Source organism: Bdellovibrio bacteriovorus HD100, assembly GCF_000196175.1.
Taxonomy (GTDB): Bacteria; Bdellovibrionota; Bdellovibrionia; order Bdellovibrionales; family Bdellovibrionaceae; genus Bdellovibrio; species Bdellovibrio bacteriovorus.
Window position 1 is genome coordinate 1,216,494 of record NC_005363.1, and the last position, 14,233, is coordinate 1,230,726.

12 protein-coding genes are annotated in these 14,233 nt (G+C 49.5%); 6 read left to right on the forward strand and 6 right to left on the reverse strand.

What is annotated here, in order from left to right:
- Positions 1–64 precede the first annotated feature (64 nt).
- Positions 65–574 (forward strand): hypothetical protein, encoded by a 510-nt coding sequence (locus BD_RS05830; RefSeq protein ID WP_011163783.1) that lies wholly within the window; start codon positions 65–67, stop codon positions 572–574.
- A 64-nt stretch (positions 575–638) separates the two neighbouring features.
- Here BD_RS05830 and BD_RS05835 read toward each other — a convergent pair whose 3' ends face one another.
- From BD_RS05835 to clpS, 4 genes are all read right to left on the reverse strand, one after another.
- Entirely contained in the window at positions 639–2,801 is a 2,163-nt protein-coding gene (locus BD_RS05835; protein WP_231839297.1) for a lytic transglycosylase domain-containing protein, read from the reverse strand.
- 99 nt (positions 2,802–2,900) lie between these two features.
- Positions 2,901–3,797 carry a protease HtpX gene (htpX, locus tag BD_RS05840; protein ID WP_011163785.1) on the reverse strand — a complete coding sequence of 299 codons (897 nt, stop codon included), beginning with the start codon at positions 3,795–3,797 and terminating at the stop codon, positions 2,901–2,903.
- A 61-nt stretch (positions 3,798–3,858) separates the two neighbouring features.
- Complete coding sequence (gene clpA, locus BD_RS05845) at positions 3,859–6,189, reverse strand: ATP-dependent Clp protease ATP-binding subunit ClpA (protein ID WP_011163786.1); 2,331 nt, start codon at positions 6,187–6,189, stop codon at positions 3,859–3,861.
- Entirely contained in the window at positions 6,186–6,530 is a 345-nt protein-coding gene (clpS, locus tag BD_RS05850) for an ATP-dependent Clp protease adapter ClpS (protein ID WP_011163787.1), read from the reverse strand. The genes clpA and clpS overlap by 4 nt, the downstream gene beginning before the upstream one ends.
- 224 nt (positions 6,531–6,754) lie before the next feature.
- Between clpS and BD_RS18395 the strand changes: the two genes are divergently transcribed.
- From BD_RS18395 to BD_RS05865, 3 genes are all read left to right on the forward strand, one after another.
- Entirely contained in the window at positions 6,755–7,327 is a 573-nt protein-coding gene (locus BD_RS18395; protein WP_011163788.1) for a type IV pilin protein, read from the forward strand.
- 7 nt (positions 7,328–7,334) lie between these two features.
- Positions 7,335–8,021 carry a tetratricopeptide repeat protein gene (locus BD_RS05860; protein ID WP_011163789.1) on the forward strand — a complete coding sequence of 229 codons (687 nt, stop codon included), beginning with the start codon at positions 7,335–7,337 and terminating at the stop codon, positions 8,019–8,021.
- A gap of 85 nt (positions 8,022–8,106) precedes the next feature.
- Positions 8,107–9,435 (forward strand): RHS repeat domain-containing protein, encoded by a 1,329-nt coding sequence (locus BD_RS05865; protein WP_011163790.1) that lies wholly within the window; start codon positions 8,107–8,109, stop codon positions 9,433–9,435.
- A 435-nt stretch (positions 9,436–9,870) separates the two neighbouring features.
- Here BD_RS05865 and BD_RS05870 read toward each other — a convergent pair whose 3' ends face one another.
- Both BD_RS05870 and BD_RS05875 read right to left on the reverse strand, forming a co-directional pair.
- Complete coding sequence (locus BD_RS05870; RefSeq protein WP_011163792.1) at positions 9,871–10,182, reverse strand: helix-turn-helix domain-containing protein; 312 nt, start codon at positions 10,180–10,182, stop codon at positions 9,871–9,873.
- The gene (locus BD_RS05875) at positions 10,172–10,453 is read right to left on the reverse strand and encodes a type II toxin-antitoxin system RelE family toxin (RefSeq protein WP_011163793.1); all 282 of its coding nucleotides are present in this window, start codon (positions 10,451–10,453) and stop codon (positions 10,172–10,174) included. Before BD_RS05875 ends, BD_RS05870 begins: the two co-directional genes overlap by 11 nt.
- Before the next feature lie 414 nt (positions 10,454–10,867).
- On the opposite strand from BD_RS05875, the gene dnaJ reads away from it, so the two are divergent.
- Both dnaJ and dnaK read left to right on the forward strand, forming a co-directional pair.
- A complete protein-coding gene (gene dnaJ / locus BD_RS05880; RefSeq protein ID WP_011163794.1) occupies positions 10,868–11,983 on the forward strand; it encodes a molecular chaperone DnaJ in 1,116 nt (371 codons plus the stop codon).
- Positions 11,984–12,242: 259 nt separating this feature from the next.
- On the forward strand, positions 12,243–14,156 hold the full coding sequence (gene dnaK / locus BD_RS05885; protein WP_011163796.1) for a molecular chaperone DnaK: 1,914 nt from the start codon (positions 12,243–12,245) through the stop codon (positions 14,154–14,156).
- The last annotated feature ends 77 nt before the right edge of the window (positions 14,157–14,233 follow it).

The window sequence follows — 14,233 nt, forward strand, 5'->3', positions numbered from 1 at the left end:
TTATATAGATATTGCCGGAATGGTTTAAACTAAAGCCTGGAGGCCCCTAACCGAAGAGAAGAACATGAAAAAGTTTAGAATGTTTCTGACCTTCAGCGCTTTGTTCCTGATCTCTTGCAATCAGACTGTGGGATCAGGTGAGCTGGATTTGGGAAGCTTGAGCGAAGACGCTATCTTCCACAATCAATCCGAAACCGGAACTTCCTCCGGTAGCGAATTTCATTACGTTAAACTGGACCTGAAGGCCAACGGGGACTTCGAACAAACCGAAGCTTTGTTTGACCAGGCCGGGTCTGGAACCAATTGCGTTCTTAAAGGCACTTGGGCCATAGAGCCGGGCACCGTGGATTCGGAAGTTGGCAACGAGCTGGTCGTCACGGTGACAGAGCTGAATGGCGGCGCTGTGGCGCTGGAAAAGCGATACGACCTGCGTGAGCTGAGTTATCAGAGCCTGAAATACAAATGGAACGAAAATTCCGACCTGTTGGATCTGACCAACACCATGTATGCAGACTATCCCGAATACACGGCAGCCCAAGCCGGTCTTGTGGCCGACACCTTCTGTAATCGCTAGTTTTGAAGAGTGATCATTAAAATAAAAAAAAGCCACCTTGTCGGGTGGCTTTTTTTGTTTGAGTTTATCTGGAAAGCTTCAGCAGTTCTTCCGGGAACAGCGAGCCTTTGTCCTGATGAAGCAGTCTTTGATAAAAGACGTAGTTTCGCATCGTCAGTTTGATATAAGACCGGGTCTCTTCGTAAGGAACCTCTTCAATAAACTCCACGGAATCATCGCGGTAGCGGGTTTTCAGCCATCCGCGGATGGCGCTGTCGTTGGCATTGTAACCGGACACTGCCAAAATGTACTGATCCTTATACTTGCGCATCAGATTCTTCAATTCAAAGGCCCCCAGCGGGACGTTGATTTCAGGCTTGTACAGGTCAAGAGCCTCGCCATAAGGCAGACCGTTTTGTTTGGCTAGCTGCTTTGCCACGCTGGGCAGAAGCTGCATCAAACCGAAGGCGTCCACAGGGCTGCGTGCTTCCGGATTGAAGGCGGATTCCTGGCGGATGATTGAGAAAATAAACTCCTGCGGGATGCCGCTTTTTTTGGAAGCTGCGGCAATGATGTCGCCGTAAGCCTGCGGGAACAGCAGATCCGGATGGTCATTCAATAGACGATCCTTCACCTGAGGCTCCAGCGCCCCAATCGCCGAGAATAGCGGCAGGTAAAGGCCGGACCGGGCATAACCTGAAGAAACCGCAAGCCAGGTCTTTTCAGCAGTGACATTGCGTTTTTTCAGATCATCGACAGCGATGTTCAGAATCTTTTCCGCGAACGGTTTTTCATTCACGGCAATCAGCCATTCGGTGGTCATGCGAGTTTGCACATCCAGTTCTTCAATCGAGAACAGACTTAATCCCTGCAGCTCGTTCACGTCCACTTTCAGGGGCGGGAACTCCCAGCCCAGTTCGCGGTAAGCCAACACGCCATAGTAACCCAGCGGATCTTCTTTGATCAGAGTTTGCAGTTCGACTTGGGCTTCGGGGGCTTGATCCAGCTTCTTCAGAGTGCGAGCCAGCCAGAAACGGGCGCGCGCCTTATCGGAAGAATCCTTCACCAGATCCTTCATCTGCTCAAGGCTGCTTTTCGCCTCGGGCCATTGGGAAAGCTTGTAGTAGTTCCAGGATTTCAGCCACGCGATCTTGTCGCGCAAACCTGCAAAGCTGACAGGCTGCTGATAGCTGGCTTCGAAATATTCCAAAGCCTTTTTGAAATCACCCTTTTCTTCGTCGATACGACCCAGGATGAAATAAACTTCATCCATCGGGTAGGACCCACGAAGCAGACGGTGAGTTTCATTCAATACTTTCACCGCACGCGACGTTTGGTCTTCCGTCCACAAAGTTTTTGCAAACAGAACCTGAGAATCATGGAAACGGGCAATCGAACGGCGGTCTTTTTTGTTTTTCTGGAATTGTTTCTTAGACCAGTTCACAACATCGGCCGTCGCATTGATGTATTCTGTGCGACGCTGAGCCACTTTGTAAGTCTGACGGATGTTTTTCAAGGCCTGGAACTGTTCATCCGCCGTGGCTTCCTTGGCTGCCAGAATTTTCTTGTAAGTCGCCAGAGCCTGATCAAATTCACGGTGGAAACGATAGTCCGAGGCCACAGCACTGAGGTCTTTGTAAGCCGGAAGCGGGTTCAGGCGCGGAGAGTTTTTGTAAAGCTGGGTCTGAATGCTTTGAATGTCCTCTTTCAACTCGAGCTTCTGCGCGATCAAAAGGGCTTTCATATAGTATTCTTCTTTTTTCTTTTTATTGGATTCAGCGCGGGCTTTTTCAATGTAAGCCGGCAGGTCGTCCTGAAGCTCTTCAGAAGCCAAAGCCTCTTTCAGCTTGATGTCGATGTAAAGTTCGCGGTACCACGGCGCCACGTTTGCAGGCAGCTCTGCCAGGGTGTTGATGCGTTCACAGGACTCGTAGGCACGCAGCAACGCCAGATCATGCAGCGGGAACTCCGGGATCAGGGAAAGGCGGGTGAAGCCTGCGCAGGCCTCTTGGGGCTGCTTTTCTTTTTTGGCCATGGAAACGGTGTAGGTCTTCCACCACAGAATGTTATTTTCGTTAGAGCCGACTTCCAGTTTTTCCAGCTCAGAAATTGGAGCAGATCTCCACTTTGCCATAAAGTTTGGCAATGGCGGAGTCAGGCGCTTGTCGATACGGGAATCAAAACGCGAGGTGGTCGCGCAACCAAGAATCACAGAGAAGAATGTCAGGGCTAGTACTATACGAGGCATACCAACAAGGGTATGCCCATTCAGAGGAAGAAACAACCCCGCAGGGCGGAAAGCCATTCTAAAGTAGGCTTTCCGCTGCACGCGGTCTTGCAGGTCGCCTTAGAAGCGACCGCGCTGAAGAGCTTCGATACGAACTTCCAGAGGAGGGTGAGTCATGAACAATTTGGCGATTCCACCTTTGTCGCGGTTGGAAATCATCAAAGTCGCAGTCTGACCTTCTTCCGGTGGAATTGGCAGATCATACACGGAACGCAGCTTTTGCAAAGCTGCGACCATGCTGTCGCGGGAAGAATACTTCGCGCCGCCAGCATCCGCACGGAATTCGCGCTGACGAGAGAAGTAGTTCACCACGATAGAACCCAGCATTGTGAAGGCGATGTCGCCCAGGATCGTCACGGCAAAGCGAACGATCTCGCGGTATTTTTCATCCACGTTGGCAGCCACAAGGCCCGCCAGAATACGAGAGAAGAACATCGCAAAGGCATTCACGATACCCTGGATCAGAGTCATGGTCACCATGTCACCGTTGGCGATGTGGGCCACTTCGTGCGCCAGAACGCCGTCGACTTCTTTTTCATTCATTCTCTGCAAAAGTCCGGTGGAAACCGCAACCAGAGAGTTCTTTTTGGAAGGACCTGTCGCAAAAGCGTTGATGTCCACGGATTCGTAGATACCAACCTCTGGCATTTTAGGGAGCTGAGCGCGTCTTGCGAACTCATGAACTTTGTTTACCAAGTTGCGAAGTTCCGGATTTGGATTGTTGGCGTCGATGATTTTCACGCCATGGAACATCTTCGCCATCCACTTGGACATGAACAGGGAGATGAACGCGCCACCCATACCCCAAACGGCACAGAAAGCCATCAGGAACGGAATGTAAGAGTTAAGTCCCGCCATGCCCAGGAAGCGGCTGACGATAGACCAAACAATCCCGATCGTGACGATCACAAGGACGTTCGTTAATACAAATAGACCAATACGTTTCAAAAATGCCATTTATGCACTCCTTCTAGAGTCACCATTAATAATGATAACTCTAAAAGGAATGTCAATGCCATCACGTTGTGACAGGTTGTTTTTGATTTTTTTGACCGCTTCCGCCAGTGGGGGTGGTGCTAAAATGGAACTTGAGCAAATCCTTTTCGAGTTCAACACTTACGCGTCCACCGTCAACAAGACGGCCGAAAAGAAGTTCGTCCACCAAGGCTTTCTTCAGGTTTTCGTCCACGCAACGAGCCAAAGGACGCGCTCCGTAAACCTTGTCATAGCCCTTTTTCATTAGCCACTTAATCACATCTTGAGAAACGTTCAGTTCCACTTTTTTCTCAAGCAAAGTCATTTTCAGCTCGTCCACAAATTTCTGAGTGATACGGATGACCATATCTTCAGAAAGATCGCGGAAGGCCACCACGGCATCCAGGCGGTTGATGAATTCTGGCGCAAACGCTTTTTTGATCGCATCCATGGACAAAGACCCACGGTTTTCATCGATCAAACCAATGGTGCCGCGGGATGTTTCAAGGGCGCCGGCGTTGGAAGTCATCACCAGAACCACGTTCTTGAAGTCAGCCACGCGACCATTGCTGTCGGTCAAACGACCCGCATCCATCACTTGCAACAAAATATTGGTGATGTCCGGGTGCGCTTTTTCAATTTCGTCCAGCAACAAAACACAATAAGGATGTTTGTTCACGGCTTCCGTCAACAAGCCACCTTCTTCATACCCCACGTATCCCGGAGGCGCGCCGACCATACGGGCGACGGCGTGCTTTTCCATGTACTCACTCATATCAAAGCGTTCAAAGTGAACACCCATGATCGTCGCTAGCTGTCGGCAGACTTCCGTTTTACCGACACCCGTAGGGCCGGTGAACAGGAAGCTTCCGATAGGTTTGTTCGGACGGCCCAGGCCGCTGCGCGCGTACTTGATGTTCGCGACCAGGCGGTCGATGGCTTCGTCCTGACCAAAGATAAGGGCTTTGAGTTTCTTATCCAGATCACGCAGCTGCGTTTTTTCACTGGAAGAAATGCTTGCCACCGGAAGGCCGGTCATTTTGGCAATGACTTCTTCGATTTCTGGGACGCCAATTTTGATGTCTTCCGCATTTTCATATTTCAAGCGGAAGTAAGCACCGGCTTCGTCCAGAACGTCGATGGCTTTGTCCGGAAGCAGTTTTCCGTGAATGTGCTTCTGGGAAAGTTCCACAGAGGCTTGAATGGCTTCATCCGAGTAAGAGACCTGGTGGAACTCTTCATAGGATTTACGCAAGCCTTTCAGGATTTTCACGCAGTCTTCTTTGGACGGTTCGTGGATGTCGATTTTTTGGAATCGACGATTCAGCGCGCGGTCTTTTTCAAAGTACTGGCGGTATTCCGTGTGGGTGGTGGAGCCAATACAGCTGATATCCCCGCTGGCCAAGGCGGGCTTCAAAAGATTCGAAGCATCCATCGAACCCCCACTGGTCGCACCGGCACCCACAATCGTGTGGATTTCATCGATGAACAAGATGGCGTTCGGATGTTTTTCGATCTCTTTGACGACGGCTTTCAGGCGTCCTTCAAAGTCACCGCGGAACTTGGTGCCCGCAAGCAGGCCGCCCAGATCTAAAGAGTAAATAACGGCATTTTTCAGTTTTTCAGGAACCTGGTTTTGCACGATTTTTTGCGCCAAACCTTCCGCGATCGCGGTTTTACCCACGCCGGGTTCGCCGATCAAAAGCGGATTGTTTTTGGTGCGACGGCAAAGCACTTGAATGGTTCTTTCAATGACGTCTTCCCGGCCAATCAGGGGGTCTAATTTTCCCTGTTTGGCGCGTTCGTTCAAGTTGACGCAGAAACTTTCAAGCGGGGAGCCGCGGGTTTCATCCATGCCCTCGGCTTGGTATTCGGCCGATCTTGGTGCGGAGGCCGACGGGATGTCGTGATCTTTACCGTCTTTGGTGATCCCGTGAGAGATAAAGTTGATGATGTCAAACTGGGTCAATCCTTGGCGAGCCAGGGCAAAGGCGGCGTGGGAATCTTGTTCATAGAACAAAGACACCAACAGGCTTCCTTCAGAAATCTGATTGCGTCCGGCGCTTTTCATCTGAATTGCCGCACGCTGAATCAGTCGATGGCAGGCGAGGGTGAACTCAGGGGTCCAGGATTCAAAGCCTCCATAGGATCCCAATTGTTCATCGGTGATTTGCGGAATACCGACCTTCAGGTGATCGCGCAGATCCTGTTTTAGTTTCTGCACATTGACTGCACAGGCTTCCAGAATTTCCACCATCACGGGGGATTCGGACAGGATGAGGAGTATGTGCTCCAGAGTCACAAATTCGTGTCGGTTGCGTTTGGCGAGTTCCGTGGCTTCGGCGAGCTTGCGCTCAAGTTCTCGGCTCATCATGCTTCCTCCTCCAGTGTGCTCTTTAGGGGGTACTGATTGAGTTGCGCGAATTGGTTGACCTGCATCACCTTCATCTCGGCAATCTCAAGGCTGAAGACCCCTGCGACACCTGCACCCTTCTTATGAACATCTAACATTATTTCAGTGGCTTGCTCTTCTGTTTTCGCAAAAAAGCGACGCAATACAAGGACGACAAAGTCCATGGGCGTGTAGTCATCGTTGAGTAGGATCACCTTGTACATCTTCGGAGTGTCTAGTTTTGGGACAAGCTGGACGCCCGCTTCCCCCTCGGGAGATGCAAAAGGATAGTTGCTGTTGCTGTCTTTTTTATTGTTACCCATGTGTTTATTCTACCTTATGACTCAATTTGAGCACTCTTTCGTGTCTGGCAAGTCTAGCAGAGTGAAAAAAGCTGGTTATAGGTCGAGAGTGCTACGTGTCCCTTACATAATAAACATGAAACAAATTACTCAGTCTTATTCGAGACAGGACCTTGATTTCACCATTCGAATTTGACACACTTATGTGGGTAAACAGTTAGTAAAAGAACCATGGAGGTCTTTAAATGTTTTCAGTTAGCAGAAAATCTCAAAGCGGTTTCTCGCTTGTAGAGTTGATGGTCGTTGTTGCGATCATCGGTGTTTTGGCGTCTATCGCCGTTCCAGCAATCAACAAATACTTGGCGAAAGCTCGTCAGTCCGAAGCTAAGACAAACTTGTCTTCTTTGTACACGTCAGAGAAAGCTTTCTATGCAGAGTACACTGCATACCATACAATGTTTGGTGCTATCGGTTACTCTCCAGAAGGTAAATTGAGATACAACGTTGGATTCAATGCGCCGGGTGCTCCAGAGGCGGGTGCTACCAACGGTTATAACAATCCACCGACAGCGGCTCCGGGGAATACGCGCAATACGGCTGCATATTGCGGTACTACTGGTGTTATTGGTGCTGCGGGTTGTACTGTGCTAGCGGGTGCAACTAATGCCGTGGTGCCAGGTTTGCCTGCAACATTGCTGAATGGTACCCAATTCCGTGCGGCAGCAATTGCTGTTATTCATACTGCTATGCCTGCAGGTGACGTTTGGACGATTGATCAGAATAAAGATCTTCGTAATCCGACGCCAGGTATCCCATAGGTTTTTCATGGATAGTGTGTTAACTAATCTAACACATCTGCAAAAAACAAAAATCCCAAGCGTTTTGCTTGGGATTTTTGCGTTGTTGATGGTGTGTTCTACGGTTAACTACAACTTTTCTAGTCCTACTGCGCATCAGCGTCAGTTGATAGCTCCTCCTCCGATGGTTGAGCACTTGAGTTTTGGTTATCAGGAAGCAATCGCTAATATTCTCTGGATCAGGGCGGTTCAGGACTTTGATTATTGTGATCGAGAAATTGCTGATAGAGTCTGCCTGAATAATTCGTGGCTTTATAAAATGCTAGATGCAATTACCAATCTTTCGCCACATTTTCGTATTCCCTATGCAGCTGGTGCTTTAGCCTTAACTGTAATTATCACTGATATTGACGGTGCGACAAAGATCTTCGACAAAGGCGTCAAAGCGTTCCCAAATGACTGGCCGATTCTGTATCGTGCCGCCTATCACTATATGTACGAAGTTAAAGACAACAAACGTGCCGCCGAACTGTTGATTCAAGCAGGCAAGAATGGCGCGCCACCATGGGTGTTCACCTTGGCAGGCCGTTTGTATTCAGACGCGGGCAATCTAGAGCTTGCAGAGTCCGTCCTTCAAGACATGATCAACACCGAACAAGATCCGGTTCTGATCAAGCGCCTTCAAGACAAAATTCAATCAATGAAACAGAAATAGAGGTTTCCGTTGTTCAGGAAGTGGGATGGAAATTGTCTTTGCGTGCCCAATGAGTCTGCATATAAAATAAACTCATTGGTGGTCTATGCAGTATGTGTTTCTGGGCAAACAAGCTAAACGCGGAACCACGGTCATCTATGATTTGATCCTGAACCGCGATGCTATGGGGCGCATTGACGGCAAAACCCAGGTGATGAACGCGGTCACCGACAATTACGTTTATACCTTTGATAGCACCGGTCGCTTGACTCAAACTAATAAGAACTCTGCGACAGTTGCCACTTACAGCTATGACAGCAATAGCAACCGCAACGGCGGAACCATCGGAGCACAGCCAACCACAGCTACTTACGACGACCAGGACCGCCTGCTGACCTATAACACCTTGTCGTTCACCTACAACGCAAACGGTGACTTGCTGACTAAAACCAATAGCGTCACAAGTACGACGACCCAATACGTTTACGACGTGTTCGGCAATCTGACTCAAGTGACCCTGCCATCGGGGGCCGTGATCACCTACGAGATCGATGCCTTGAACCGCAGAACTGGGAAGCTCGTAAACGGAGTCGTGCAGAAACGCTGGATCTATATGGATCAGTACAGAATCGCAGCCGAACTGAACGCGGCGGGGACTATTACAAAGCGTTTCATCTATGCTTCAAAAGGAAATATTCCTGATTACATGATCGCATCCGGAGTGAAATACAGAATCATTTCCGATCACCTCGGTTCACCACGTCTGGTGGTCAAACAATCCGATGGCACAGTAATCCAAAGAATGGACCACGATGAATACGGCCGAGTGATCGCAGACACCAACCCAGGTTATCTGCCGTTTGGTTTCGCTGGGGGATTGTACGACCATCAGACGAGCCTAGTAAGATTTGGAGCCCGTGACTACGATTCAGAAGTTGGACGTTGGACCTCGAAGGATCCGATTCTGTTTAAAGGTGGAGATAGTAATCTCTATGGATATGTTTTAAATGATCCGGTAAACTTCGTTGATCCAAATGGCCTGATGGTAATTTCGATTTCTTGGGGAAGTTCCTTTTTTGCTTCCAACTCACCTGGAAGTGCGACCGGGAAATCGGGGTCACTGTCCTCGGGTATAGCGTTCGATACTAGTTCAGGCAAGTTCTTTACCTTCCATACAAGTGGTCATGGAACAGATGCGATAGGACTTGTTGCTGGTACCGGAGTTTCTCTTGGTATATCCTCGGGAGGTATCGATGAGTTTTTTGGAAAGGCTCCGGTATCTTCTGCTGCGGTAGGGGCAATATTCGGGGGGGCGGGGTTTTCGTACTCAAGCTCAGCCTCTGGGCCTGGGGTTTCTTTTGATTTGATAGGGCCAGGGCTTGGAGCCGGTGGCGGAGTTCAGGAGGTTATAACATGTCCGGGATTTGCGCAGTGAGGTTAGGATTTGGAGTTTTCTAGTCAGTTATTATTGGGGCTTGGCTTCTTAATTGGGCTTGCAGTGTTTGTGCATTATATTTTTCGTCTGACGCCTTGTTACCCCAAGGCGATGGAAAAAAGGTATTTGTGCATCCACTACTCGTTAGTGACTTTATTTATTGGTTATATATTGATTCTGGGTATTTTCGGAAAAATCTTTGGAGTTTCTTTTTGATTTGTAAAGAATAAGATCCGCTTCCTAGCGGCTGCAAAAAATGTAGCAGCTTTTTATTTCGAGGCTCTTTGTTTAAATTAGAGCTAGTCAGTGATAAGCCCCGTGCAATTTAAGGTAGCTCTAAAAGAGCCTTCTTAGAAACCGCCTTTTCAATCGCCGACAGCCGACTTTCAGTCGAAGGTTTGCTCATGATTCGCGTAGAAACTTCTGTGGTTCTGCTTAGGCCGCTTCCAAAGACACCTTAAACTTAATTCCAGCCCTTTGAAGCTGATCCTGCAAGGACAAGCTGATGAAAACCTTCGGTGGATAGCCTAGCTTTTTTGCAAAACTCAGAGCGCGTTCCGGTGAAACGAACTTATGACCTCGTTCAAGCTGCGAAAGATGAGCATTAGTGATGCCAAGTTTTTTGGCCATTTCGGCCTGAGTCATTTCGTCAGAAAGGCGAATGGCTTGAAGGGTAGCTCCAAAACTTACAGGCTCACCAATGATTTTATCTAGAAATTTAATTGCATCACTTTTTTTAGTACTCATGTTTATTTACCTCCAGGACTTCCAGGAATTCCACAGCGCCATCAGCACGCAAAGTATAAATGGCCCGATAAGCCTTGTTCAGTCGAATCGATCGTTGTCCAACACGGGATCCTTTAAGAGGTTCATCATGCAGGGCAGGGCTTTTGCGAGCTTCCGCCAATCCCACTTTCTCTATACTCAGCACCCAAAGTCTAAACTTTACGACAATATGCTTTGGAACTTTCAACAAGTCTGCCTTGGCTTTCTTGCTAAGGCGTACCTCGTGAATCACGCTTCCTCCAATTTAACCAATTTAGTTAAGTTATTCAAGACCACTTGAAAATCTTCCCAATCAGCAAAAGAAATGCGAACCCAAGTCCAAATTCCCGGCAAATAAGCCCTGTACTCAAGCCGCCTAACGGACACCACATCTAGACGCCCCGCGCACCCGAAAAACTCCCTTCAGGGCGCTTGGCGCGGAGCTTAGCCCTTGCGCAAGTTCCGCAGCCGAGCCCCTGTCCCCCTGCGCCAGCCACCCCAAACAAGAACGAGCGAGGACTGTCCGAAGCGAAAGGGCTAAGCTCCGCGCCAAGGGCCCGTCTGCCGAGGAAGTTTTTTCGAGGAAGCCTTGACGGGCGTGGTTTTGACACCCTATTTTGTCATATTCATCACGAAAAATAGCGCACAACGTTAGGTTCCATAAACTATGGCTGGCAAAAGAGATTACTACGAAATTCTGGGCGTCGAAAAAGGCGCTGATCAGGACACCATCAAAAAAGCTTATCGCAAACTGGCGATGCAGTTCCATCCGGACAAAAACCCCGGCAACAAAGAGGCCGAGGAAAAGTTCAAGGAAGCCGCAGGGGCTTATGAAGTTCTGAGCGACGCACAAAAACGCGCGCAGTACGATCGCTTTGGCCATGACGCTTTCACCCGTGGTGGTGGCGGTGGTGGCTTCACGGATGCAGAAGACATCTTCTCGCACTTCGGGGACATCTTTGGCGACTTCTTTGGTGGCGGCATGGGCGGCCAGCAAAGACAGCGCAGAAACCGCAATGAACCGCGCCGCGGCTCCGATTTGCGCTATGTGACCGAGATCACGTTGAAAGACGTTATCACCGGCATTGAAAAAGAAATCGAATTTGATACCGACAAAAACTGTGACGAGTGCAAAGGCACCGGTGCAGAAAAAGGCTCGCAAGTCAGCACTTGCGGCACGTGCGGAGGCTCAGGCCAGGTCGTGCGCCAGCAGGGCTTCTTCGCGATGGCTTCGACATGCCCAACCTGTCATGGCCAGGGCACAGTGATCAAAAATCCGTGCAAGCCGTGCAAAGGCAAAGGCCGTGTGGCTGAACACCGCAAGATCCGTCTGAACATCCCGGCAGGGGTGGACACGGGCACACGTCTGCGTGTGGCGACGGAGGGTGAGGGTGGATATATGGGTGGTCCTCCGGGCGACCTGTATGTTGAAATCCGCGTGAAACAACACAACAACTTCGAACGTCGCAACGAAGATCTTTTCGCCGAGCTGTCACTGCCTTACGTGCAGATGCTTCTGGGCGCAGAAATCGAAGTGCCGACCGTCACAGGCAAAGCCAAGCTGGAAGTTCCTAAAGGCACTCACCACGGAGACAACGTGAAGCTTGTTGGTGAGGGTTTGCCTTCTCTTAGAGGCAACCGCCGCGGTGATATCTACTTCACTGTGAACGTGCAGTTCCCAGAGAAATTACATAAAGACGAAGAGAAGCTTTTGCGAGAAATTGCTAAGGCACGCGGTCTGAATGTGACCTCGGAAGGTGGCTTCTTCGGCAAGAAGAAATAGGATCCCACAAAAAATTGCGGCCCCGGCGCAGAAGGGTTACGCCAGGGCCTAGAGGGGTCTTGTTTTTGTTTTGTTTTAAGAGAGGAGCGAGGTCACATCATGCCTTCAGCTGCCTCATAACACGAGTTAAAACCCTGTAAGATATTGAAATTATTCATTAAATAATTGTCATAAAAAAGTGAGCCCACCAGCTTGACGAAATCACGGGCGGACACACATTTAAATTGCTGAAAACAGCTAATTTTAAGGAGATTTAGGTATGGGTAAAATTATTGGTATCGACTTAGGAACGACGAACTCATGCGTCGCGATTATGGAAGGCGGCGAGCCTAAAGTTCTCGTGAACGAAGAGGGCGCTCGTACCACTCCTTCAGTTGTCGCTTACACCAAAGACGGTGACCGCTTGGTTGGCCAAATTGCCAAACGTCAGGCTGTAACCAATCCAGAGAACACGATCTATTCTGCGAAACGTTTCATCGGCCGCAGATTTGAAGAGATTCAAGAAGAGATCAAATTGGTTCCTTACACTGTTGTTGCCAAAGGCAATGACTGTGCGTTCAAGGTTCAGGGCAAAACCGCTTCTCCTGAAGAGATCGGTGCCGCTGTTCTTGCGAAACTGAAAAAAGTGGCAGAAGACTATTTGGGTGAACCGGTTACAGAAGCGGTTGTCACCGTTCCAGCTTACTTCAACGATGCGCAAAGACAGGCGACAAAAGATGCCGGTCGTATCGCGGGTCTGGAAGTAAAACGTATCATCAATGAGCCGACAGCGGCGGCATTGGCATACGGTATGGATAAAAAGAAAGACGAAAAAATCGTTATCTACGATTTCGGTGGTGGTACGTTCGACGTTTCCATCCTTGAAGTGGGTGACGGTGTTGTTGAAGTTCGCGCAACCAATGGTGACACTCACCTGGGTGGTGACAACTTCGATACAGTGATCCTTGAGTGGCTGATCACTGAGTTCAAAAAAGATCAGGCTATTGATCTTAAGAACGACAAAATGGCTTTGCAGCGTCTGAAAGAGGCGGCTGAAAAAGCGAAGATCGAACTTTCTTCCGCTCAGGAAACAGAAATCAATCTTCCGTTCATCACGGCGGACCAGTCCGGTCCTAAGCACTTGCAGACTCGTCTGTCTCGCGCGAAGTTTGACCAGATGACTGAAGATCTTGTGAAACGCTCCATGGAGCCTTGCCGTAAAGCTTTGGCCGATTCCGGTTTGAAAGCTTCTGAAATCGACGAGGTTGTCCTGGTGGGTGGTTCCACTCGTATCCCTGCGATCCAGAAAGCCGTTAAAGACTTCTTCGGTAAAGAGCCAAACCGCTCTGTGAATCCGGATGAAGTTGTGGCGATCGGTGCCGCAGTTCAGGGTGGCGTTCTTGCGGGTGACGTGAAAGACGTTCTTCTGCTGGACGTGACTCCACTAAGCCTGGGTATTGAAACCCTGGGTGGCGTGATGACGACTTTGATCGAAAGAAACACGGCGATTCCTTCCAAGAAATCCCAGGTGTTCTCGACAGCTGCTGACAATCAACCTGCTGTGGACATTCACGTCCTTCAGGGTGAGCGTAAAATGGCTGGCGACAACAAAACTCTGGGCCGTTTCGAACTGGTAGGCATCCCACCAGCTCCACGTGGTGTTCCGCAAGTTGAAGTTACCTTCGACATCGACGCCAACGGTATCCTGCACGTATCAGCGAAAGACATGTCTTCCGGCAAGTCTCAGCAGATCAAGATCACGGCTCAGTCAGGTATGTCTGAGGACGAGATCAAACGTGCGGTCGCGGACGCTGAAGGTCACGCAGAGGAAGATAAACGCAAAGCCGAGGCGGCAACACAAAGAAACAACCTCGACAACCTGGTTTATCAGACTGAAAAACTGATCAAGGATTCCGGTGCTCAGTTGCCAGAATCTGAAGTGAAGTCTGCGAACGAAGCGGTTGCTGAAGCCAAGAAGATCCTTGAAAACAAATCTGCCTCTGGCGATGAGTTGAAAGGGGCCTTCGAAAGACTTCAGAACCTGACGCACAAACTGACTTCCGAGCTTTACAAAAAGCAAGGGGCTCAGCCAGGTGCTGAAGGTCAACAAGCTGATGCGGCTGAAGGCGGCGAAGCTTCTGCAAACAAAGGCGGCGACGACGTGATCGACGCTGACTACAAAGACGTAAACTAATCAGGGATCATTCCTGAAACTAAAAGCCGGGTTGGAAACAGCCCGGCTTTTTTTATGTCCAAAACCCGGTTTTGTGA

What these genes read in the sequence shown, in the direction of transcription:
- BD_RS05830 (WP_011163783.1), top strand. Translation starts at nt 65, where the DNA reads ATGAAAAAGTTTAGAATGTTTCTGACCTTCAGCGCTTTGTTCCTGATC.
- BD_RS05835 (WP_231839297.1), bottom strand. Translation starts at nt 2,801, where the DNA reads ATGCCTCGTATAGTACTAGCCCTGACATTCTTCTCTGTGATTCTTGGT.
- htpX (WP_011163785.1), bottom strand. Translation starts at nt 3,797, where the DNA reads ATGGCATTTTTGAAACGTATTGGTCTATTTGTATTAACGAACGTCCTT.
- clpA (WP_011163786.1), bottom strand. Translation starts at nt 6,189, where the DNA reads ATGATGAGCCGAGAACTTGAGCGCAAGCTCGCCGAAGCCACGGAACTC.
- clpS (WP_011163787.1), bottom strand. Translation starts at nt 6,530, where the DNA reads ATGGGTAACAATAAAAAAGACAGCAACAGCAACTATCCTTTTGCATCT.
- BD_RS18395 (WP_011163788.1), top strand. Translation starts at nt 6,755, where the DNA reads ATGTTTTCAGTTAGCAGAAAATCTCAAAGCGGTTTCTCGCTTGTAGAG.
- BD_RS05860 (WP_011163789.1), top strand. Translation starts at nt 7,335, where the DNA reads ATGGATAGTGTGTTAACTAATCTAACACATCTGCAAAAAACAAAAATC.
- BD_RS05865 (WP_011163790.1), top strand. Translation starts at nt 8,107, where the DNA reads ATGCAGTATGTGTTTCTGGGCAAACAAGCTAAACGCGGAACCACGGTC.
- BD_RS05870 (WP_011163792.1), bottom strand. Translation starts at nt 10,182, where the DNA reads ATGAGTACTAAAAAAAGTGATGCAATTAAATTTCTAGATAAAATCATT.
- dnaJ (WP_011163794.1), top strand. Translation starts at nt 10,868, where the DNA reads ATGGCTGGCAAAAGAGATTACTACGAAATTCTGGGCGTCGAAAAAGGC.
- dnaK (WP_011163796.1), top strand. Translation starts at nt 12,243, where the DNA reads ATGGGTAAAATTATTGGTATCGACTTAGGAACGACGAACTCATGCGTC.